This window comes from Mesorhizobium sp. CNPSo 4688, from assembly GCF_057784295.1.
This window is the reverse complement of the sequence record NZ_JBWLUY010000027.1, coordinates 1-20,464: the sequence shown is the minus strand read 5'-3', so window position 1 is coordinate 20,464 and position 20,464 is coordinate 1. Positions and strand designations below refer to the sequence as shown.

General features: G+C 60.8%; 22 protein-coding genes and 3 pseudogenes. 19 read left to right on the top strand and 6 right to left on the bottom strand.

The window, feature by feature from the left end; genetic code table 11:
- Positions 1-22 precede the first annotated feature (22 nt).
- The gene (locus AC04SH_RS31225; RefSeq protein WP_488577742.1) at positions 23-481 is read right to left on the bottom strand and encodes a hemerythrin domain-containing protein; all 459 of its coding nucleotides are present in this window, start codon (positions 479-481) and stop codon (positions 23-25) included.
- 193 nt (positions 482-674) lie between these two features.
- On the opposite strand from AC04SH_RS31225, the gene ccoN reads away from it, so the two are divergent.
- The 13 genes and pseudogenes from ccoN (at position 675) to AC04SH_RS31160 (ending at position 13,440) form a co-directional block, all read left to right on the top strand.
- A complete protein-coding gene (gene ccoN, locus AC04SH_RS31220; RefSeq protein ID WP_477238991.1) occupies positions 675-2,285 on the top strand; it encodes a cytochrome-c oxidase, cbb3-type subunit I in 1,611 nt (536 codons plus the stop codon).
- A gap of 11 nt (positions 2,286-2,296) precedes the next feature.
- A complete protein-coding gene (gene ccoO, locus AC04SH_RS31215; protein WP_488577741.1) occupies positions 2,297-3,028 on the top strand; it encodes a cytochrome-c oxidase, cbb3-type subunit II in 732 nt (243 codons plus the stop codon).
- Between the two features lie 12 nt (positions 3,029-3,040).
- A complete protein-coding gene (locus AC04SH_RS31210) occupies positions 3,041-3,190 on the top strand; it encodes a cbb3-type cytochrome c oxidase subunit 3 (RefSeq protein WP_477238987.1) in 150 nt (49 codons plus the stop codon).
- Between the two features lie 2 nt (positions 3,191-3,192).
- On the top strand, positions 3,193-4,056 hold the full coding sequence (gene ccoP, locus AC04SH_RS31205) for a cytochrome-c oxidase, cbb3-type subunit III (RefSeq protein WP_488577740.1): 864 nt from the start codon (positions 3,193-3,195) through the stop codon (positions 4,054-4,056).
- A gap of 169 nt (positions 4,057-4,225) precedes the next feature.
- Positions 4,226-5,791: a cytochrome c oxidase accessory protein CcoG gene (gene ccoG, locus AC04SH_RS31200; protein WP_488577739.1), complete on the top strand. Its 1,566-nt coding sequence runs from the start codon at positions 4,226-4,228 to the stop codon at positions 5,789-5,791.
- Positions 5,788-6,300: a FixH family protein gene (locus AC04SH_RS31195; protein ID WP_488577738.1), complete on the top strand. Its 513-nt coding sequence runs from the start codon at positions 5,788-5,790 to the stop codon at positions 6,298-6,300. Before ccoG ends, AC04SH_RS31195 begins: the two co-directional genes overlap by 4 nt.
- Entirely contained in the window at positions 6,297-8,585 is a 2,289-nt protein-coding gene (locus tag AC04SH_RS31190; RefSeq protein ID WP_488577737.1) for a cation-translocating P-type ATPase, read from the top strand. Before AC04SH_RS31195 ends, AC04SH_RS31190 begins: the two co-directional genes overlap by 4 nt.
- Positions 8,582-8,752 (top strand): cbb3-type cytochrome oxidase assembly protein CcoS, encoded by a 171-nt coding sequence (ccoS, locus tag AC04SH_RS31185; protein ID WP_477238977.1) that lies wholly within the window; start codon positions 8,582-8,584, stop codon positions 8,750-8,752. Before AC04SH_RS31190 ends, ccoS begins: the two co-directional genes overlap by 4 nt.
- 64 nt (positions 8,753-8,816) lie before the next feature.
- Complete coding sequence (locus tag AC04SH_RS31180) at positions 8,817-9,518, top strand: CBS domain-containing protein (protein ID WP_488577736.1); 702 nt, start codon at positions 8,817-8,819, stop codon at positions 9,516-9,518.
- Between the two features lie 203 nt (positions 9,519-9,721).
- Complete coding sequence (locus AC04SH_RS31175) at positions 9,722-10,420, top strand: CBS domain-containing protein (RefSeq protein WP_488577735.1); 699 nt, start codon at positions 9,722-9,724, stop codon at positions 10,418-10,420.
- 374 nt (positions 10,421-10,794) lie between these two features.
- Positions 10,795-10,911, top strand: a pseudogene (locus AC04SH_RS31170) (transporter); the annotation flags it as partial.
- A gap of 71 nt (positions 10,912-10,982) precedes the next feature.
- A complete protein-coding gene (locus AC04SH_RS31165) occupies positions 10,983-12,488 on the top strand; it encodes an arylsulfatase B (RefSeq protein WP_488577734.1) in 1,506 nt (501 codons plus the stop codon).
- Between the two features lie 7 nt (positions 12,489-12,495).
- Positions 12,496-13,440 carry a formylglycine-generating enzyme family protein gene (locus AC04SH_RS31160; protein WP_488577733.1) on the top strand — a complete coding sequence of 315 codons (945 nt, stop codon included), beginning with the start codon at positions 12,496-12,498 and terminating at the stop codon, positions 13,438-13,440.
- A 50-nt stretch (positions 13,441-13,490) separates the two neighbouring features.
- Here the strand turns inward: AC04SH_RS31160 and AC04SH_RS31155 are convergent, their stop codons facing one another.
- Positions 13,491-13,673, bottom strand: a complete 183-nt coding sequence (locus tag AC04SH_RS31155; RefSeq protein ID WP_477238967.1) for a cation-transporting P-type ATPase — start codon at positions 13,671-13,673, stop codon at positions 13,491-13,493.
- Positions 13,673-14,485, bottom strand: a complete 813-nt coding sequence (locus AC04SH_RS31150; RefSeq protein ID WP_477238965.1) for a universal stress protein — start codon at positions 14,483-14,485, stop codon at positions 13,673-13,675. The genes AC04SH_RS31155 and AC04SH_RS31150 overlap by 1 nt, the downstream gene beginning before the upstream one ends.
- Before the next feature lie 267 nt (positions 14,486-14,752).
- On the opposite strand from AC04SH_RS31150, the gene AC04SH_RS31145 reads away from it, so the two are divergent.
- Complete coding sequence (locus tag AC04SH_RS31145; RefSeq protein ID WP_477239056.1) at positions 14,753-16,240, top strand: PAS domain S-box protein; 1,488 nt, start codon at positions 14,753-14,755, stop codon at positions 16,238-16,240.
- A complete protein-coding gene (gene fixJ, locus AC04SH_RS31140; RefSeq protein ID WP_477238963.1) occupies positions 16,230-16,844 on the top strand; it encodes a response regulator FixJ in 615 nt (204 codons plus the stop codon). Before AC04SH_RS31145 ends, fixJ begins: the two co-directional genes overlap by 11 nt.
- Here the strand turns inward: fixJ and AC04SH_RS31135 are convergent.
- Positions 16,841-17,113: a hypothetical protein gene (locus AC04SH_RS31135; RefSeq protein ID WP_477238961.1), complete on the bottom strand. Its 273-nt coding sequence runs from the start codon at positions 17,111-17,113 to the stop codon at positions 16,841-16,843. The genes fixJ and AC04SH_RS31135 overlap by 4 nt on opposite strands.
- 230 nt (positions 17,114-17,343) lie before the next feature.
- Between AC04SH_RS31135 and AC04SH_RS31130 the strand changes: the two genes are divergently transcribed.
- Positions 17,344-17,706: a lipoyl domain-containing protein gene (locus tag AC04SH_RS31130; RefSeq protein WP_488577732.1), complete on the top strand. Its 363-nt coding sequence runs from the start codon at positions 17,344-17,346 to the stop codon at positions 17,704-17,706.
- A 62-nt stretch (positions 17,707-17,768) separates the two neighbouring features.
- Entirely contained in the window at positions 17,769-18,155 is a 387-nt protein-coding gene (locus tag AC04SH_RS31125; RefSeq protein ID WP_488577731.1) for a translational machinery protein, read from the top strand.
- 95 nt (positions 18,156-18,250) lie between these two features.
- On the opposite strand, the pseudogene AC04SH_RS31120 reads toward AC04SH_RS31125, so the two are convergent.
- A pseudogene (locus AC04SH_RS31120) lies at positions 18,251-18,593 on the bottom strand (c-type cytochrome).
- 25 nt (positions 18,594-18,618) lie between these two features.
- Entirely contained in the window at positions 18,619-19,002 is a 384-nt protein-coding gene (locus tag AC04SH_RS31115; protein WP_488577730.1) for a phasin family protein, read from the bottom strand.
- Positions 19,003-19,220: 218 nt separating this feature from the next.
- On the opposite strand from AC04SH_RS31115, the gene AC04SH_RS31110 reads away from it, so the two are divergent.
- Entirely contained in the window at positions 19,221-20,045 is an 825-nt protein-coding gene (locus AC04SH_RS31110) for a universal stress protein (RefSeq protein ID WP_488577729.1), read from the top strand.
- Positions 20,046-20,319: 274 nt separating this feature from the next.
- Positions 20,320-20,464 (top strand): annotated as a pseudogene (locus AC04SH_RS31105) (5-aminolevulinate synthase); the annotation flags it as partial.

The following is a 20,464-nucleotide window of genomic DNA, read 5'->3' as shown; positions in this document are numbered from 1 at the left end:
GCAGCCGGGGCCTGGTGCGCGTCTAGCCAGAATCTGGGACCCCGATCCTCGGCAATACATGCTCACGCTCAAAGGCGATATGCCGGCGCAGGCTTTCGAAGAAGCCGCGCAGCATGAAGCCGATAGCCTCGGCGTTTTTAACTCTCTCGCCGTGGCCGATCCGCAGCAGAATTTCAGTCACCTCGCCGGCAAAACACTCGTCTTCGACGTGCTCCGCACGCAATCGCCGCGTTGAGGCAAGATTGGCATCGCCGCCGGTGGAGGCAGCCTCGTAGGCGGGAAAGATCATCGTCTCTTCGTATCGGTGAATATCCCGCAACAGCGGAACGATCGCGTTTGCCACAGTCAAGCATGCCAGGCAATCGACCCTGGGCAAGGTGTCTGCGATCCTTTCCAAGGCATCGCAGAGCCGCAGCTTTTCCAGATGCGCGCGTTTCATCACCGCCGCTGGAACCGGCTCGCTGCCATATTGAACTGCCATTGTCGAACTTTCGCGGCTTGTTGCGAACGGCGACGATCCCAGCTCACGCTCCGGTTTAACGACCGCCTCCTTGATCGACGCTGCCCATTTCGAAAGCTGCTGACTTTGACATGGATCAAGGCGGCCCCTGAACACTTGCTGGATTGGTGTCCGGGCGGATTGACGTCTGCGCATCCGAAGTCGGGGACATGTCATGAAATTCGGCACACCAATCTTCGCTCTGGCTCTTTTTGCGTTTGCGGCTCTGGTGGCTGCTGGCTTCGGCGTGGACGAACCGTTCCGGCAGCACATGTGGGTGCTGTTTCTTGTGCTGCTGGGCTTTGTCGCCATCCTCCTGCGCAACACCAATTTCCAAGTGGCTCCGCCGATCGACCCATCGGCCTACATGGATGGTCCAATCCGCTACGGCGCCATCGCCACCATGTTCTGGGGTGTCATTGGCATGCTGGTCGGCGTGGTCATTGCGCTGCAGCTCGCCTACCCCGATCTCAACATCCAGCCCTGGTTCAATTTCGGCCGCCTGCGGCCGCTGCACACATCCGGCGTTGTCTTTGCTTTCGGCGGCAACGCGCTGCTGTGCACGTCCATGTACGTCGTGCAGCGCACCTGTCGTGCCCGGCTCTTTGGCGGCGACCTCGCCTGGTTTGTGTTCTGGGGCTATCAGCTCTTCATCGTCATGGCCGCGACCGGCTACCTGCTCGGCATCACCGAAAGCCGCGAATACGCCGAACCCGAATGGTATGTGGATATTTGGCTGACCATTGTCTGGGTCGCCTATCTCATCCTGTTCCTGGGCACGATCCTGAAGCGCAAGGAACCGCACATCTACGTCGCCAACTGGTTCTACCTGTCCTTCATCGTCACCATCGCGATGCTGCACGTGGTCAACAACCTGTCCATGCCGGCCTCGTTCCTAGGCTCGAAGAGCTACTCGGCTTTCTCGGGCGTCCAGGATGCCCTGACGCAGTGGTGGTATGGTCACAACGCCGTCGGCTTCTTCCTCACCGCCGGCTTCCTCGGCATGATGTACTATTTCGTGCCCAAGCAGGCGAACCGGCCGGTCTATTCCTACCGGCTGTCGATCATCCACTTCTGGGCGATCATCTTCCTCTACATCTGGGCCGGGCCACATCATCTGCACTACACCGCCCTGCCCGACTGGGCGCAGACGCTCGGCATGGTGTTCTCGATCATGCTCTGGATGCCCTCGTGGGGCGGCATGATCAATGGCCTGATGACGCTGTCCGGCGCCTGGGACAAGATCCGCACCGATCCGATCATCCGTATGATGGTGATGGCCATAGCCTTCTACGGCATGTCGACCTTCGAAGGCCCTGTGATGTCGATCAAGGCGGTCAACTCGCTGTCGCACTACACGGACTGGACCATCGGCCATGTCCACTCGGGCGCCCTTGGCTGGGTCGGCATGATCTCGTTCGGCGCGATCTACTACATGGTGCCAAAGCTTTGGAACCGCGAACGGCTCTATTCGCTGCGCCTCGTCACTTGGCACTTCTGGCTCGCGACGCTCGGCATCGTCGTCTACGCCGCGGTCATGTGGGTTTCCGGCGTCATGCAGGGCTTGATGTGGCGCGAATATGACGAGCAGGGTTTCCTGGTCTACTCCTTCGCCGAAACCGTCGCCGCCATGCATCCATACTATGTGATGCGCGCGGCGGGCGGCGCCCTGTATCTCTCCGGCGCGCTGCTCATGGCCTGGAACATCACCATGACCATCCTCGGCTATCAGCGCGAGGAGCAACCGTTGCCAGGTTCCGAGCCCGCCCTCCAGCCTGCCGAATAAGGAGCCAGATCATGGGCTTGATGGATAAACACGCGATCATCGAGAAGAACGCTACGCTGCTTCTCGTCGGATCCCTGCTGGTGGTCACCGTCGGCGGCATCGTTGAGATCGCGCCACTCTTCTACCTCGACAACACGATCGAGAAGGTCGAAGGCATGCGGCCCTATTCGCCGCTCGAGCTCGAGGGGCGCAACATCTATGTCCGCGAGGGCTGTTATCTCTGCCATAGCCAGATGATCAGGCCATTCCGTGACGAGGTCGAGCGCTACGGCCATTACAGTCTGGCCGCCGAGTCGATGTACGATCACCCGTTCCAGTGGGGCTCCAAACGCACCGGCCCCGACCTCGCCCGGGTCGGTGACCGTTACTCGAACGATTGGCACGTTCAGCATCTCACCGACCCGCGTTCGGTCGTGCCGGAATCGATCATGCCGAAATATGCGTTCCTGAAAGACACGCAGATCAAGGTGAAGGACTTCTCGACGCATCTGGTCGCGAACGCGCGCGTCGGTGTTCCCTACTCCGATGACATGATCGCCAACGCCAACGCGGATCTGATGGCACAGGCCGATCCCAGCGCCGACACGTCCGGCCTGGAGAAACGCTATCCAAAGGCGAAGGTTGGTGACTTCGACGGCAATCCACAACAGGTCACCGAGATGGATGCGCTAGTCGCCTATCTCCAGATGCTCGGCACGCTGGTCGATTTCAAGAACTACGACGAAGCCGCCGGCTACCGCTGAGGAGGACATGCCGTGGATTACAATCTGATGCGAGAATTCGCCGACAGTTGGGGCCTGCTCGCCATGGCGCTCTTTTTTGTTGGATGCATTGGCTTCGCGCTTCGACCTGGCGGCCGCAGCCAGGCCGAGGAAGCCGCCCGCATTCCCCTCAAGGATGACTGATCATGAGCTCAGAACATATCGACGACGTGTCGGGTGTCCCGACCACCGGCCATGAGTGGGACGGCATCAAGGAACTCAACAACCCCCTTCCCCGCTGGTGGGTGATAACCTTCTATATCACCGTCTTATGGGCCATCGGCTATACCATCGCCTATCCGGCGTGGCCGATGTTGTCTTCCGCTACGAGGGGCGTGCTAGGCTATTCCAGTCGCAACGATGTCAAGAACGAGTTGGCGGCCGCCGAAGTCGCCAAAGGCCAATATATCGCCGCCATCCAGGCGAAGACCGTCTCCGAAATAGCCGCTGATGACGCGCTGCGGGAATTCGCGGTCGCGGCCGGTGGTGCCGCGTTCAAGGTCAATTGCGTGCAATGCCACGGCTCGGGCGCCCAAGGCTCCGCCGGCTTTCCCAACCTCAATGACGACGACTGGTTGTGGGGCGGCAAGGCTGAACAGCTCGAGCAGACGATCACGCACGGCGTCCGCTTCGCCTCGGATCCCGAGACGCGCCAGTCCGAGATGCCTGCCTTTGGCGAGATCATCACGGCCGACCAGATCAACCAAGTCAGCGCCTATGTCGCCAGCCTTTCCGGCCCGGTTCAGGACAAAAGCCTGACAGAGCCCGGCGCCAAGGTCTTCGCCGAGAACTGCGTTGCCTGTCATGGCGACAAGGCCAAGGGAAACAGGGAGTTCGGCGCGCCCGACCTGACCGATGCGATCTGGCTCTACGGATCGGGCGAGACCGCCATCGCCGCGCAGGTCCGCGCTCCGAAGCACGGCGTCATGCCGGCCTGGATTGGGCGCCTTGGCGAAACCAAGGTCAAGGAACTCGCGGTTTACGTCCATTCGCTTGGCGGGGGAGAATAGGAGACGGGGCCTATTCTCGACTCTCGACCGCTCAAGCGACGAGGCCCGGCCAGAGCCGGGCCTCGATTCATTTCCACATCCGAAGATTGACCTGCATCAACGCGACGGGGTCCGCCCAGCGGCAATGTCGTTCAGCGCGAGCAAGAATCATGGGTGCGCGCGAGTGGAGATGACAGTGTTGGATCAGACGCAGGTAGAACGGCTGGAAGCTGAGGCGGTCAACTCCGCCAAGATCCGCCAGCCGCTCTACGCGGCGCGAAAGAAGATCTTCCCGAAGCGCGCCTCGGGCAGCTTCCGCCGCTTCAAATGGCTGGTGATGGCGATCACGCTCGGCATCTACTACCTGACGCCGTGGCTGCGGTGGGATCGCGGCGCGTTCGCGCCCGACCAGGTAGTGCTGCTCGATCTTGCCAACCGTCGCTTCTATTTCTTCTTCATCGAAATCTGGCCACAGGAGTTCTACTACGTCGCCGGACTCCTGATGATGGCCGGCATCGGCCTGTTCCTGATCACGTCCACGGTTGGCCGTGCCTGGTGCGGCTACACCTGCCCGCAAACCGTCTGGGTCGACTTGTTCCTGGTGGTGGAGCGCGCGGTCGAAGGCGACCGCAACGCCCGCATCAAGCTCGACGCCGGTCCATGGACGGCACGCAAGCTGGTGCTGCGCGTATCCAAACATGCCATCTGGCTGGTCATAGCGGCAGCCACCGGCGGCGCCTGGATCTTCTATTTCGCCGATGCGCCGACGCTGATCGGCAACGTCTTCGATGGCAGCGCCGCGCCGGTCGCCTATGTGACCATCGCCGTGTTGACAGCGACCACCTACACGTTCGGCGGGCTGATGCGGGAACAGGTCTGCACCTACATGTGCCCGTGGCCGCGCATTCAGGCCGCCATGCTGGACGAGAACTCGCTCACCGTCACCTACAATGACTGGCGCGGCGAACCCCGCTCGCGCCACGCCAAGAAGGCCCTGGCCGCGGGCCAGTCGGTCGGCGACTGCGTCGACTGCAATGCCTGTGTCGCGGTCTGTCCTATGGGGATCGACATCCGCGACGGCCAGCAGCTTGAATGCATCACCTGCGCGCTGTGTATCGATGCCTGCGACGGCGTCATGGACAAGCTGGGCAGGGAGCGCGGGCTGATCTCCTACGCGACATTGTCCGACTACAACGCCAACATGGCTGTGGCGACCGCGGGCGGTTCCTCCCCGGTGACCCCCTCCCTTGTCAGGACGGATGACGGCAAGTTCACCGACAGGTTGGCGCATTTCCATATTAGCAAGATCTTCCGGCCGCGTACCTTCATCTATCTGGGCGCCTGGTCGGCGGTCGGGCTCGCGCTGCTCTTTTCGCTGCTGACCCGCGAGCGGCTGGAACTCAATGTCCTGCACGATCGCAACCCCCAATTCGTGACGCTCTCCGACGGTTCGATCCGCAACGGCTATACCGTCAAGCTGCTTAACATGATCCCCGAGCCGAGGATGATCGTCGTCACCTTGCAGGACCTGCCAGGCGCCGAGATGAGCGCGGTCGGTGTCGATCTTCCTCCCGCGCTGTCCTTTACCACGCTTGTCGAGCCCGACCGCCTGAAGACAATGAAGGTTTTCGTGCGCCAACCGGCGAGTGCGATCAAGGCACCAACACGGGGCTTCAGGTTCCGCATCGAAGACAAGGCTGGCCTCGAATCCGCCGAATATACGGCCACCTTCAATGCACCGGAGACCGCCAGATGAACGTCCGTTCGCAAAAGTCCCGCGAATTCACCGGCCGGCATATGCTGTTGATCATTCTCGGCTTCTTCGGCGTGGTCATTGGCGTCAACGTGACCATGGCAACCCTCGCCAGCAAGAGCTGGACAGGGCTCGTCGTCGAGAACACCTATGTCGCCAGCCAGCAGTTCAATGAGAAGGCCAGGGAAGGCCGGAAACAAGCGGCACTTGGCTGGACGGGCACGCTGACGATCGCATCCGGCGAGGTTCGCTACAGGCTGGTCGATGCCGTCGGTACACCCGTACCCTTGCGGGGCGTCAAAGTGCTGTTTCGTCATCCTGCCTATGAGGCCGAGGACAAAGCCATCACTCTCGCTCTGGCATCCGGCAGCCCTGCCGCCGATCAGCAATTTGCCGCGCGGCACACCCCAAAGGACGGTGTCTGGATTGTCGAGATCGATGCCGATGCCGGCTTGGCCGAACCGTATCGCGACGTCCGCCGCGTCACGATTTCCAAGGGAGCGCTACAATGACCTGCTGTGCGCCCGGCGCCGAAATGGCCCTGGATATCTCCAACGCCGCTTCCGTCCTGCCATCGAGCGCTGAGATCAAACTAGCGAGCCGCTCGATAGGGGGAGGCTCTCACCAGACCGATCTGTCCGTCCCGTCTGTACACTGCGCAGCCTGTATTCAGACGATCGAGACAGCGTTGACGCACCTGGAGTGCATCGACGCAGCTCGCGTCAACCTCTCCACAAAACGCGTGTCGGTGCGCTGGCACGGTGATGAGGTTCCGCCATTCTTCGCAACGCTCGGGCGGCTGGGTTACCAGGCACATCTGTTCGATCCCGAGACCGGAGAGAAGGACAAGACGCTTTCGGAACTGATCCGGGCTGTCGCGGTCGCCGGTTTTGCCGCGGGCAACATCATGCTGCTGTCGGTTTCGGTCTGGTCGGGAGCCGAAGGAGCCACCCGCGATCTCTTTCACTGGGTCTCGGCGCTGATCGCCATCCCGGCGCTCGCCTTCGCCGGCGGCATCTTCTTTCACTCGGCCTGGAACGCCTTGCGGCACGGCCGGATGAACATGGACGTGCCGATCGCGGTCGGTGTGTCGCTCGCTTACGCCATGAGCCTCTATGAGACGATCAACCATGGCGACCACGCCTATTTCGACGCCTCCGTGTCGTTGCTGTTCTTCCTGCTGATCGGCCGCACGTTGGATCACGTGATGCGGGAACGTGCCCGCACCGCAGTGAAAGGCCTATCACAGCTGGCTGCGCGTGGCGCAATGGTGCTGCGCGACGATGGCGCGCGCGACTATCTGCCGGTCGGCGAGATCGAACCTGGAATGCAGCTGCTGATCGCGGCCGGTGAAAGGATCCCCGTCGACGGCAAGATCATACAGGGAGCGTCGGATCTCGACTGCTCGCTGGCCTCAGGCGAAAGCACGCCGAAAAGCGCGGCGCCGGGCGAAGCCGTGCAAGCGGGCGTGCTCAACCTTACCGGTCCGCTGACAATCGAGGCGACGGCGGCCGCGAAGGATTCGTTCCTGGCGGAAATGGTTCGGCTGATGGAGGCCGCCGAAGGTGGTCGCGCCCGCTATCGCCGTATCGCCGACCGCGTGTCGGCACTCTACGCGCCCGTGGTTCATCTCACCGCGTTGGCAACATTCCTGGGCTGGATGGCGGCGACCGGCGACTGGCATAGGGCGATGACGATCGCCATCGCTGTTCTCATCATCACGTGCCCCTGCGCGCTCGGCCTCGCCGTGCCGATCGTGCAGGTGGTCGCCGCGCGACGCCTGTTCGAGAACGGCATCATGGTCAAGGATGGCTCGGCCATGGAGCGCCTGGCGACAATCGACACGGCGGTGTTCGACAAGACCGGCACGCTCACGCTCGGCCAGCCTCGGCTCGTCAACGCATCGTCGATCGATCCCGCCATGCTGGCCATCGCTGCCGACCTGGCCGCGCATTCGCGTCATCCCTTTTCAAAAGCCATTGCCGGCTTTGCCGTCAGCAGCAGCCAGCACAAGTTCGATAAAGTGACCGAGCACCCAGGTTTCGGGATCGAAGCCACCGGCGCCGGAAGCATCTGGCGGCTGGGTCGACGCGGATGGGCTGGGTGGAAGGCTCGAACCGGCGGTGAAGGCAAACATGGCTACGGCGGAACAGTCCTGACGAAAAACGGGATGATTGTCGCATCCTTCGTTTTCGAGGATGCGCTGCGTGTCGACACCAGAACAGCCATCGATCAACTGCACAGCGCTGGTATTTGCGTGGAAATGCTGTCGGGCGATACCGCGAAAGCCTGCACCGAGGTTGCGGACATGCTGGGTGTCGATGACTTCGTTCCCTGTCTGCTGCCGTCCGGCAAGGTCGAACGCATCGAGCGTCTGGCGAGAGACGGGCACAAGGTTCTGATGGTTGGCGACGGGCTCAACGACACGCCGGCGCTGGGCGCTGCGCATGTCTCGATCGCGCCCGCCACGGCCGCCGACATTGGCCGCAATGCAGCCGACTTCGTTTTTCTGCGCGAAAGCCTCCTGGCCGTCCCGCTGGCGCTGGCCGTGTCGCGCAAGGCGGGAAGCCTGATCCAACAGAACATAACAATTGCGATCGTTTACAATGCCGTGGCCGTGCCGATCGCCATTCTGGGCCATGTTACTCCTCTTATCGCCGCGGTCGCGATGTCTGCCTCGTCATTGCTTGTGATTGGAAATGCCATGCGCCTGCAAGGGTTCGCAATGGGCGCGTCGTCCGAAACCGCGCGGCAAGACAGGCCCGGGCGGGCCGGCGCGTTGGCCGAATCCTCATGACGACGCTCGTCTACCTCATCCCGGTAGCACTTTTCCTCGGCGCACTCGGCCTGGCCGGCTTCCTGTGGGCGTTGAGAAGCGGCCAGTACGAGGATCTCGATGGCGCGGCGGAGCGCATTCTGATCGACCGTGACGACGGCGCACAGAATGTCCCTCGTTCGAAGTGACTCAGATCAAAGCTCCGCGGGTCGCGATATCCCATCATCGTCTTACAAAATCAGGAGGGTGAGGATGCAAGCCGAAGCCATAATGACGAAGCCAGTCATCACGACGAATCCGAACGCGACGATCGCCGAAGCGGTCGAGCTCATGCTTTCAAACAAAGTCAGCTGCCTGCCGGTAACGGACAGCGACGGTGCCCTGGTTGGCATTGTAAGCAAAAGCGACTTCTTGCGCCGAGAGGAACTTGGGACTCAGCGGGTGCGTCCTCGCTGGCTGGAGTTTGATCTTGGTCCGGGCACAACCGCCCATGACTATGTGCGGTCAAACGGACGGATCATCCATGAGGTGATGACCACAGCCGTCATTTCGGCGCCTCCAGGCGCCTCGATTCCTGATATTGTAAACTTGATGATGCAACACCGCATCAACAATGTGCCGATTGTCGATCGGGAAAGGATCGTCGGCATCATCACGCGAACTGATTTGCTGCTTCTCCTGATCCGCACCATGCCGAAACGGGGCGCCACGCCACCCGCTGACGACCTGATCCGCAAGGCTGTACTTGCCGAGCTGCAGCCACAAACCTGGAGCGGTGGTGACTTGATTGATGTGACGGTGAGCGACGGCGTTGTCGAACTGAAGGGGGAAATTGTCGACGAGCGTCAACGGAAGGCAGCGATCGTTGCGGCGGAGAAAGTCGCCGGCGTCGGGCAGGTCAAGGACGGCCTCTTCCTCCGTACAGATCCGTTCTCGGTGAAGATGGTTTCATAGCTGCGAAAATGCGGGGGCGCAAAGCAGAGTCCCATCGTTCTGCTCGCCTCCCGCATCCCTTGGACACGAGGCGGTCGGCGACTTCCTTCCATATTGCGCTCGTCATGCTTGACGCCGTCGTTGGCAAAATGATTCAGATCAAAGCGCTTCGTGCGTGGGACATCTAAGAAGCCGGAGGTTGGGAACAACTCCGGAAAGCGGACATGCAAGCCGAAGCCATAATGAGCAAGCCGGTCGTCGGCATAGACCCGTCTGCATCGATCACCGAGGCGGCAGGGCTGATGCTGTCCAAAAAGATCAGCGGCTTCCCCGTCATTCGCGGCGACGGCTTGCTGGTGGGGATCATCAGCGAGGGTGATTTCCTGCGACGAGGAGAACTGGGCACCGAGCACAAGCGCTCGCGCTGGCTGGAGTTTCTAGTCGGCCCTGGAAAGGCCGCCCATGAGTATGTCCGCGCCAATGGTCGACGGGTTGAGGAGGTGATGTCGGCCGATGTCATCACGGCATCTCCCGCCGCGTCACTCGCCGAGGTCGTCGAACTCATGACGCGTCACCACGTCAAACGCATTCCGGTCGTCGACGATGGGAAGGTCGTCGGCATCATCACCCGCTCTGATCTGACGCGGGCATTGCTCAGCGTCCTTCCGGATGCTGGCCCTGCAGTCGTCGATGATGAACGGATTCGGCAGACCATCATTATCGACCTTGCGAAGCAGAAATGGGCCGGCAATGACTTGATCAACGTGACGGTGAACAAAGGCGTGGTGAAACTGAGCGGCGCCATCTTCGACGAACGTGAGCACCAGGCAGCCATTGTCGCCGCCGAAAACGTCGCCGGCGTCAAAGCCGTCAAGGATGATCTCTTCTGCGCCGACCCGCTGTCCGTCGTCCTGGTTTCCTAGTTTTGGTCTGGGGGTGACACTCATGAACGCGGTGCGTCTGGAGGGAGCTGGGCCGGGGCCGGACGACCTTTTGGCAAGGTGGTTTGAGCCAAGCTACGCATCTCTGGTTAAGGCGATGAAAGCCGAATGTCAAAATGGATCCTCTACGTAAAATGGAGGACGCGAACTCTGTCAGGCATATGTATATTAGCAATTGCGCGGAAGCGAGCCGCGCCGGAATATAACCGGCGCACGGTTGGTGGGGGAACTATGGACCGAGAAGACGAGCCTGGGGAGGTAGCGGCAAAGACATCGAACGCCCAGGCCGTGGCTATGATGCGTAGTGGAACAGTGGCTTCTTGCGCACTGCCCTGGCGTTGGTGGCAAGCTTGGCGATGACACCGAGTCTTCACGCCGCGGAAGGTGGAGCGAGCTTCTATCTGCTGGGGTCGCGCGGTCCTATGGCGGGCTTCACCCCGCCGCCAGGAGTCTTCTTCCAAAACGATTTTTATGAGCGACGTCAGCATGTTAGACGCGCCGTGGTTGAACGACATGATTTGGCTTAGCAGAGCAGGGGCACAACATGAGCAACGATCAAGACTTCCCGGCTGAAGCGGGTATAACCAACAAAATAACGCGGCGTGACGCATTGATGGCGGGCACGGCGGCTGTCGTCTCGCGACTAGCTACGCCGGTCGGCCTCTCAGGGGCGCTCGCCGGCCTTGCTGGGGTTCAGCCTGCGGTCGCACAGTCGGCTCCCCCCAACATCGTCTACGTCGTCGCAGACGACATGGGCTGGGGGGATGCCGGCTTCAACGGTTCCGATATCAAGACGCCGAACCTCGACAAGCTCGCCGAGGGCGGCGCCCGCTTCGACCAGTTCTACGCCCTGCCCATGTGCACACCGACGCGCGCGGCGCTGATGACCGGCCGCTATCCTTTGCGCTACGGACTGCAGACGGGCGTCATTCCGGCAGCGGGCACCTACGGGCTCCCGGTCGACGAGTACCTCCTGCCGCAGGTCCTGAAGGACGCCGGCTACAAGACGGCCATGGTCGGCAAATGGCATCTCGGCCATGCCAGGCCGGAGTTCTGGCCGCGGCAGCGCGGGTTCGACTATTTCTACGGCGCGCTGGTCGGAGAGATCGACCACTTCAAGCATTCGTCCCACGGCGTGAAGGACTGGTATCGCAACAACAAGCCGCTCAACGAAACCGGCTTCGACAACACGCTGTTCGGCAACGAGGCCGTGCGGGTTGTCGAGCGCCACGAGGGCAAGAGCCCGCTGTTCCTCTATTTGGCCTTCACCGCACCTCATACGCCCTTCCAGGCGCCGCAGGAATACCTCGACCGCTTCAAGGGCATCGCGGACGAGAACCGGCGCAAATATGCGGCGATGATCTCCGTGATGGACGACGGCGTTGGCAAGGTGGTTGCGGCGCTCGAAAAGAAGGGCATGCGCGACAACACCATCATCGTCTTCCACAGCGATAACGGCGGCGTGAAGAACTCGCTGTTTGCCGGCGACTCGAAGGTCGGCGGCGAGCTTCCCGCCAGCAACGCGCCTTATCGTGACGGCAAGGGCACACTCTATGAGGGCGGCACCAGGGTCGCCGCGCTTGCCAACTGGCCGGGCAAGATCCAGCCGGGCGTGATCGACAGTATGGTCCACGTTGTCGACATGTATCCCACGGTGGCCGCCCTTGCCGGCGCAAAGCTGGAGAAGAACAAGCCGCTGGATGGCATGAATGTCTGGGACGCCCTGAGCGAAGGCAAGCCGTCTCCCCGCAGCGAACTGGTCTACAACGTCGATCCTCTGGCCGGTGCCGTTCGCAAAGGCGACTGGAAGCTCGTGTGGAAGGCCTCCCTGCCGCCGAAGGTGGAGCTTTTCAATCTAGCCGACGACAAATCCGAAGCTCACGACCTCGCGGCGGCGAACCCCGATAAGGTGAAGGAGCTGCAAGGGCGCATTATCGAGCTGGCAAGCGAGATGGCCCCGCCGCAACTGCTCATGGAAGCAGTACGGCTGACCTTCTTCGCGCCACCGGTGACGGCCGATCCGTCGACGCTACTCAGCCTGGGGGACTGACGGCGGGATGGGCAGGCCGATCGAGGCGCTGGCGCGCGAGGACATGGTGTGGATCCCTGGCGGCGAGTTCCTGATGGGCTCGGACCACCAATATCCGGAAGAGGCGCCGGCACACCGCGTTGTCGTCAGCGGCTTCTGGATGGATCGAACCACTGTCACGAATGGTGAGTTCAGGCGCTTTGTGGAAGCCAGCGGTTATGTCACCCTGGCCGAGCGTCCGGCAAATGCCGCGGACTATCCTGGAGCCGACGCCGATTCATTGGCGCCGGCTTCAGCCTTGTTCGTCAGGCCTGCGCGCGGCATCGATCGCAGCAATCACTACAACTGGTGGGCCTACGTGCGCGGCGCGAATTGGCGGCATCCGCGCGGGCCCGCCAGCACGCTCAAGGGCCTCGAAACCCATCCCGTCGTGCACATCGCCTTCGAGGACGCGCAAGCCTACGCGAACTGGGCGGGAAAGGCGCTGCCGACCGAGGCCGAATGGGAGTTTGCCGCTCGCGGCGGGCTGGATGGCGCCGAGTTTGTATGGGGCGACGAACTAACCCCCGGCGGCCAGCATATGGCCAACACGTACCAGGGCGAGTTCCCATTCCGCAACGATTGCGAGGATGGCTACGAATGGACCGCTCCGGTCTGCTCTTTTCCAGCAAACGGCTATGGGCTCTACGACATGGCCGGCAATGTCTGGCAGTGGACGACTGACTGGTACCAGGAGCACCGCCGGATCGAGAGCCCTTGTTGCACGATGGCCAACCCGCGCGGCGGCGAACGCGAGGCGAGCTACGATCCGCTGACACCCGACATCAGGATCCCGCGCAAGGTCACCAAGGGTGGATCTTTCCTGTGCGCTCCCAGCTACTGCAGGCGTTACCGACCGGCCGCGCGCATGGCACAGCCTGTGGACACGTCCACCTGCCACCTCGGATTCCGATGCGTAGTGCGCTCAGAATGATGGCAGATTGCGGTTAGTTTAGTGTGTTGACGATCAAAATGACCAACTGCCTAGCCCAACGTATTCGCGCCATACAGGACGAGCCGTGAGGCGGCCTCGACCCCTACCAGCCCCGACGTGGCGGATGTCGCCAAGCTTCGCACGAGCTCATCGCTGGTGATCGACCAATAGCGACCTGTGGCCGCCGCGACGGATTGCTGGTTCACGCCAGGGGGCACGACATTCGATGCCATCAATACGACAGGAAGCGGTTGATGCGGCTCTCTTCGATGAGCGTGCGGGTGACGCCGCCAAACGCCCATTCCCGCAAGCGGCTATGGCCATAGGCGCCCGAGACGATCAAATCCGTGTGGATCGAGCGCGCGAATGTCAGTAGCCGGTCGCCGTCAGCCTCGCCGGTGATCAGTTCGGTTCGCGCTCTGATTCCATGGTGTTCAAGAAACACGGCGACATCGTCGAGGCTGTCACGAGTATTTTCATCGCGGTTGGTGTCTATCGTGGCGACGACAACTTCGTTGGCCTTGGCCAAAAATGGCAGCGCATCGGCCACCGCCCGCCTCGCCTCCCTGGTGTCCTTCCAGGCAACCAGTACAGTTTTCGCAAGGATGTGTTCGACATTGCCTCCGGTAACCAGGACTGGCCGCCCAGCACCGAGCGCGAGGCTGCCGATATCCACGGCGCGAAAGACGTTGTCTCCATCCACGCCGCCGGTGACAATGAGGTCGGCCCCTCTGGCCGAAGTGCTGAGGAAGCGGGTCGGACTGCAGACTGCTTGCACCCATTCGCTGGTAATTGAAGCTGGCACCAGCCTCTCGAAAGCTTCACGCAATTCCGCAAGCCGCTTTTCGATTTCCGTTCGCTGGATCTGCATGATCTCGCCTTCGTAGACCATGCCGTCGCCTGTGGCGACGAGAGGCGGGACATCCGCTGCTGCCAAGCCGATGAGATGCGCTCCAAATCGCTCGGCAAGTTCGATCCCCACCTGAACAATGGGCGCGGGAGTCGCATCGATCGCGAGGTTCACGATAATGGACTTGTACGACATTGCGGACGCCTTTCGCTGAAACTGTGCAATGCGTGACGGATCGCATGCGCCAGCACCCGATGCCTTGACGCGCGTCAAAGACCCGTCAATTGCGCCCGTCAATTGAATTTGTTGCGAAAATGTCGTCTCGATCTGTTTTGCCTGTGCGGCGAGAAGTGATAGTTAGCCCCGATAGCTCCGGCTCGAACCCAGGACTTTTAGGTGATCAAAGACGAAGCGCCCAGTTTATCGCCCGGTGGGACGACACTGAAATCACTGTTGTCGCGAATGTTCGATCAGGCTCCAGGCTTTATCGCGCTCATGCGTGAGCCAGGGCACGTTTTCGAATTGACCAATGCCGCTTACCAGGAATTGATCGGCAACAGGCAAGTGATTGGAAAGTCAGTCGGCGACGCCTTTCCCGAACTCCAAGGACATGAGTTTCTCGCACATCTGGACCATGTCTACGCAACCGGCGAGCCCTATAGGGGCGACGGGGTGAAAGTCGGCCTTCGCAATCAAGCCGACGGGCCGGTCGAAGAGCGCATCCTGGATTTCGTCTATCAGCCGATCAAAGCCGACGATGGCCGCATCACCGCGATCTTCATTGAAGGCACGGATGTCAGCGAACTCTCCTTTGCAAACGCAGCACTTCGGCTGCGTGAGGACCATTTGCGATCGATCCTTGCAACTGTGCCGGATGCAATGGTCGTTATTGACGAACAGGGGAGAATCCAGTCGTTTAGCACCGCTGCCGAAACGCTGTTCGGCTATCAGTCAAGCGAGGTTATTGGCAAAAACGTCAATATGCTGATGCCTTCGCCCTATCGCGACGAGCATGATGCCTATCTGCTACGCTATCTGACGACCGGAGAGCGCCGAATCATCGGGCTCGGACGCACCGTCACCGGCGCGCGCAAGGATGGGACGACTTTCCCTATGGAGCTTTCCGTCGGCGAGATGCACCCGGGAACCGGACGCTTCTTTACCGGCTTCTGCCGAGACCTTACCGAGCGCCACCGGGCAGAGGCAAGGATCCAGGAGCAGCAGCAGGAGCTTCTCCACATGGCGCGGTTTACAGCACTTGGCGAAATGGCCTCGACGCTTGCTCATGAGATCAACCAGCCACTGACGGCCATCACGAACTATCTCAAAGGCAGTCGTCGGCTGCTTGAGAAGAGTCAGGACGAGCATGCGCCTATGCTTCGGGATGCCGTGGAAAAGGCGGCTGAGCAGGCCTTGCGGGCAGGCGATGTGATCCGTCATCTAAGGGATTTTGTTGCCAGGGGCGAAAGCGAGCGTCAGGTCGAACGACTGCCGTTGCTGATCGAGGAAGCCGCATCCCTGGCCCTGGTCGGCGCTAGGGAGATAAATCTCCTCGTCAGCTACAAGCTTGACCCTGCCGCCGAACTGGTCTTGACCGACCGCATCCAGATTCAGCAGGTTCTGCTCAACCTGATGCGCAACGCGGTTGAGGCCATGCAGGATGCATCACGACGCGAATTGCAAGTCACGACTATTGCCCGGGATGATGGGATGGCCGAGGTAAGTGTGATCGATACCGGCCCAGGCCTCGCGCCGGAGGTCTCAGCCCAGCTCTTCCAGCCCTTTGTCACCACCAAGAAGCAGGGCATGGGGGTTGGGCTCTCGATTTGCCGCACCATCATTGAATCGCACGGTGGTCACATATGGGCCGAGGCTATGCCGGCTGGAGGTACCGCTTTCCGGTTTACCTTGCGCATCGTGGGGAAGGAAGAGGTCTCAAATGGCCGATAGTGATCTGGTACATGTGGTCGACGACGACGTCGACGTCCGCAAGTCGCTCGGCTTTCTTCTGGCGACGGCAGATTTTGCGGTGCGCCTGTACGAATCGGCCACAGCCTTTCTCTCAACGGCAACTGGCCATCTCGACGGCTGCATTGTCACCGACGTAAGAATGCCGGGCATAGACGGCATCGAGTTCCTGCGCCAACTCAGAGCGAGCGGGCATACAATTCCGGTGATCGTCATGACGGGCCATGCCGATGTGGCGCTCGCCGTTCAGGCCATGAAAGAAGGCGCTGCCGATTTCATCGAAAAGCCATTTGACGACGAGATGCTGATCGAGGCGATCCGCTCCGCGTTGGCCAACCGAAACCAGGCGAACGCGGCGCATCCCCAGTCTGCGGATATCCGCGCACGTCTGTCGACTTTGTCGGACCGAGAGCGCCAGGTGCTGGATGGACTTGTTTCCGGTCTGCCCAACAAGACGATCGCCTACGATCTGGGAATCAGCCCGCGTACAGTCGAGATCCATCGCGCCAATGTTATGAGCAAGATGGGCGCGGCCAGCCTGTCACATCTTGTGCGCATGGCGTTGATCGTGGAATCGAGATCCTAGGGAGAACCCTCAAGGGGGTTGCCAGCTCTAGCCTGAACCTTCTCCGATCCCCACTCGCGCCAGTGGGTTGGCCGGATATCGACACGAGCGCCAGTGGTGGCATTTTTCCAACCTTCCCGGCTCTTTATGCAGGGAAATACCAGCGCATGCGCCCCTTCCTCGTCGAAGACGGCGAGTTCGAGCCCGCGACCATAAGGTGCGCTTAGGATTGGGTTCCACATCGCATCAAAATCTTCGCAAACGGTGCGTTGCGCATTGATCTGCATCATTTTCTGGAATCGCCGAACCGGCACGCGCGTCGCCGGGCGTCGAGCTGATGTGGCCAACAGTCCCTACGGCCAACGCCATATCGTTATCGGTGGCAATCCACGGCGCGGGCAGCGAGTCGATTGCAAACGCAGCACTGATATCTGATCGGGCGCTCATCGCGACGGCTGCCTTTTCCTGAAATGCTTCATGACCTCACTCCGTCGACTTAGGGCAGCCGCCGCATCGGAAATTGATCGACGTCAAACGCGGCACGATTGCAGCACCCTGCGTCGGGCGCCGATTGATCGTGATCAAGGCCCCTCCTGGCGAAGCCTTTATCATTCGACCGCAAAGGAGGATTGCGATGCAGTACATCAAGGTCGACGAAGCGCTTTGGGCGTCCAGCATGTTGCCCGAGGGCATTGTGGAGCGTTGGTTCATTGCCAACGGCGATATAATCAAGGCCGGTGAGCGGATAGCCGAAGTTCGCGTCGAAGACGCATTGCATGAGATTGTGGCGCCGGCAGATGGCCGCGCGACGATTGTGGCCACTGCGAATGCGGTCGTTGAACCCGGCTCAATCCTGGCAACGCTGGAGTCCCAGTCCGCATGAGGATGCCCTCTCACGGGTTGATTGCGCTCATTCCTCAACTATAGCCTCAAGGATGTATCAATATGCGGACCCAACACGCCGTCGTCTGGCTGGACCATTGCGAAGCCAAGGTGTTTTTCTTCAATCGTGAGACAGCTGAGAGCCTGAGGCTTGCAACCACGCTTGCGCATCATCAAACCCACAACAAGGCAGGCACCGTCCACGGCAAGCGTGCACCGGAAAACCAGTCCTTCTACCACGACATCGTCGCGGCCCTGCAGCCGGCGGAGGAATGGCTGATCGTGGGGCCGGGATCGGCAAAAGACGAGTTGGCAAAGCATATCCGCGACCATCATCCCCAATTGAAGGATCGCATCGTCGGCGTCGAACCGGCCGATCATCCTACGGAGGCCCAGATCGTGGCGCATGCTCGGTCGTTCTTCCACGCCGCTGACAGGATGTTGCCCTAGCTTGGTCCACGCCGGTTTGCTGGCGCCGCTAACAGCCACGAGATCGATTGCCTCCATTGTGCAATGGAGGTGTCAGGTTCGGTCGGCAGCCCAGATCACGGTTGCTGCAAGCTGCTGATATAGGCGATTATTGCCTCGATCTGGTCGGGGCTGGCGATCCACTCAGGCATGTCCGGGTGGCCGGTCGAAATCCCCTCTGCGAGGGCCTCTTCGAGTATCAGTGATCGGATAGCGCTTTGACAAGCTGCGAAATGGCGGAGCGTCGGGATGGCTGCTCTTGTCCGTTTTTCCGACGGCGTGGCAGCGGGCGCAATTGACTTCCACCAACGCCTTTCCGTGGTCCGTTAAGCTATCGGCCAGAGATGGATGCACAGGTCCGAGCAGGATCAGTGCAACTACGGAGGCCGGCAGACGACGACGCCTGTAGAAGGTGTGCATGTTTGACGACGTCCGCATTGCCGATCTACGCGACTGTCTTCGCCGCTGCGTCCTCGATCGCGGTTCTGGCTTCCTCGCGAACCAGCTTGGCCGTTTCCGAAGCAAGCCTGGAGGTCAGTGTTGCGACCTTGCCGGCTTCGCTGACGTATTGCGATGTCGCATTCTGCAGGAAAGCAGAAAAGATGTCGAAAGCGTCATTGAACTCCGCACCGGTGATAAGATCGTCGGCCAGCTTAACGTCCTGTTCGCAACGATGCTTCAGAAACGCCAGTGTTTCGACGTTGTAGCGCATCATCGCCTTGAAGGCGTGCACCTGAAGAGACGTGGCGGCGACGAAGAACTTCCGGCCATTTTCCGCTATCGGCAACAAGTGCGTGCCGAATGAAGATGGTTCGGGCTGAGTCTGCATTGTCGACTACTCCGTTCTGAGGTGGTGCAAACAAAATCTCCACAGCACGACTTTGACGCCATTCGTCGTCATGTCCTTGATCAGGATCAACTCTATGGCCTTGCCGATTGCGCGAACGTCCCGGCGCCAACCGGGCCTCGTTGCGGCGTTTGACACGCATCAAGGCGCTTCCCTCGTTTTGATGGCCAAGTCGCCTCAACCACTGATGGATTGAGGCGATGGTTTTCAAGACGATCATGGTTCAACTGGAAGTGGACGCCATCGCGGCGCCACGCATCTCGATGGCATGGGATCTTGCTCAACGGCTTGAGGCCGATCTGATCGGGTTCTGTGCGGCCGAGCCGCATTTTGTCATGTCAACAGGCAATGACGACCAGGCCGTGAGCAAGGCGGTATGGTGCCAGGTGGAGGAGATAGAAAGCCGTCTCGACTGTTTGAGAGAGGAATTTCTGAGCACAGTCAACGGCAGCAATCGTGCCTCCTGGCGCGGCGAAATAGGAAATCCCACGCGCCAACTCGCACTCAACGCGCGTGCCGCCGACCTGATCCTAACTGGCTCGCCGGCGGTTGATCTGATCGTCGACCACCATCGTATGCTGGATCCGGCAGATCTCATCCTCGCAGCCGGCCGCCCAATACTCGTGGCGTCGGAAACCCTTGCGCCGATCAGGGCTGAAAGCATCCTGATAGGATGGAACGACACGCGGGAAGCGCGCCGCGCTGTCGTCGACGCTATGCCCCTCTTGGTCGAGGCCAGGAATGTTGTGGTCGTCTCCGTGGACCGGGGAAACCCCGCGCCTCAGGACGATGTTGCGGACGTCGAGCTCTTCCTGGCACGGCACGGAGTGAAGGCGCGATCGGAAGTTTTGGATGCGCGCCGTTCCGAGACCGCGGACCTACTCCTTCAGATTGGTCGGGAGAGTGCGGCCGATCTGATTGTCCTGGGTGGCTATGGTCATAGCCGCGTCCGGGAAATGGCCTTTGGCGGCGTAACGCGCTCTATCCTGGGCAGCGGATCACTTCATCGGTTTATATCGAACTGAACACAAGACATGTCGGGCTTGCTGATATTGACATGAATCAAGGTCGGCCTTCCCCGCAAACAGCTAAGGCTAACCTTGCCAAGTTGAGCGTGGCCGATGACGTGAGGGCACTAGACACCGCGGGCAAACGCGGGCGCGCAGAGCGATCGTCATGGACACGGGAAGACTTGGTAAGGGCCGCCGCATCGTCTTTACGCCAATGGATAAAAAATCCAAGCAGCGGGGACGGTGCGGCGGCACCAACGAGTGCTCAACAGCCATGGGAATTGCCGACATGAACTATCAGCGGTTCTTCGAGGAAGCGATCGACCAGCTCCATGCCGAGCGGCGCTACCGCGTCTTCGCCGATCTCGAGCGCATCGTCGGCAAGTTTCCGCGCGCCATCTGGCGTTCTAATGGCCGCGCCGAGGAAATCACCG

What these genes read in the sequence shown, in the direction of transcription:
- AC04SH_RS31225 (WP_488577742.1), bottom strand. Translation starts at nt 481, where the DNA reads ATGGCAGTTCAATATGGCAGCGAGCCGGTTCCAGCGGCGGTGATGAAA.
- ccoN (WP_477238991.1), top strand. Translation starts at nt 675, where the DNA reads ATGAAATTCGGCACACCAATCTTCGCTCTGGCTCTTTTTGCGTTTGCG.
- ccoO (WP_488577741.1), top strand. Translation starts at nt 2,297, where the DNA reads ATGGGCTTGATGGATAAACACGCGATCATCGAGAAGAACGCTACGCTG.
- ccoP (WP_488577740.1), top strand. Translation starts at nt 3,193, where the DNA reads ATGAGCTCAGAACATATCGACGACGTGTCGGGTGTCCCGACCACCGGC.
- ccoG (WP_488577739.1), top strand. Translation starts at nt 4,226, where the DNA reads ATGACAGTGTTGGATCAGACGCAGGTAGAACGGCTGGAAGCTGAGGCG.
- AC04SH_RS31195 (WP_488577738.1), top strand. Translation starts at nt 5,788, where the DNA reads ATGAACGTCCGTTCGCAAAAGTCCCGCGAATTCACCGGCCGGCATATG.
- AC04SH_RS31190 (WP_488577737.1), top strand. Translation starts at nt 6,297, where the DNA reads ATGACCTGCTGTGCGCCCGGCGCCGAAATGGCCCTGGATATCTCCAAC.
- ccoS (WP_477238977.1), top strand. Translation starts at nt 8,582, where the DNA reads ATGACGACGCTCGTCTACCTCATCCCGGTAGCACTTTTCCTCGGCGCA.
- AC04SH_RS31180 (WP_488577736.1), top strand. Translation starts at nt 8,817, where the DNA reads ATGCAAGCCGAAGCCATAATGACGAAGCCAGTCATCACGACGAATCCG.
- AC04SH_RS31175 (WP_488577735.1), top strand. Translation starts at nt 9,722, where the DNA reads ATGCAAGCCGAAGCCATAATGAGCAAGCCGGTCGTCGGCATAGACCCG.
- AC04SH_RS31165 (WP_488577734.1), top strand. Translation starts at nt 10,983, where the DNA reads ATGAGCAACGATCAAGACTTCCCGGCTGAAGCGGGTATAACCAACAAA.
- AC04SH_RS31160 (WP_488577733.1), top strand. Translation starts at nt 12,496, where the DNA reads ATGGGCAGGCCGATCGAGGCGCTGGCGCGCGAGGACATGGTGTGGATC.
- AC04SH_RS31155 (WP_477238967.1), bottom strand. Translation starts at nt 13,673, where the DNA reads ATGGCATCGAATGTCGTGCCCCCTGGCGTGAACCAGCAATCCGTCGCG.
- AC04SH_RS31150 (WP_477238965.1), bottom strand. Translation starts at nt 14,485, where the DNA reads ATGTCGTACAAGTCCATTATCGTGAACCTCGCGATCGATGCGACTCCC.
- AC04SH_RS31145 (WP_477239056.1), top strand. Translation starts at nt 14,753, where the DNA reads ATGTTCGATCAGGCTCCAGGCTTTATCGCGCTCATGCGTGAGCCAGGG.
- fixJ (WP_477238963.1), top strand. Translation starts at nt 16,230, where the DNA reads ATGGCCGATAGTGATCTGGTACATGTGGTCGACGACGACGTCGACGTC.
- AC04SH_RS31135 (WP_477238961.1), bottom strand. Translation starts at nt 17,113, where the DNA reads ATGATGCAGATCAATGCGCAACGCACCGTTTGCGAAGATTTTGATGCG.
- AC04SH_RS31125 (WP_488577731.1), top strand. Translation starts at nt 17,769, where the DNA reads ATGCGGACCCAACACGCCGTCGTCTGGCTGGACCATTGCGAAGCCAAG.
- AC04SH_RS31115 (WP_488577730.1), bottom strand. Translation starts at nt 19,002, where the DNA reads ATGCAGACTCAGCCCGAACCATCTTCATTCGGCACGCACTTGTTGCCG.
- AC04SH_RS31110 (WP_488577729.1), top strand. Translation starts at nt 19,221, where the DNA reads ATGGTTTTCAAGACGATCATGGTTCAACTGGAAGTGGACGCCATCGCG.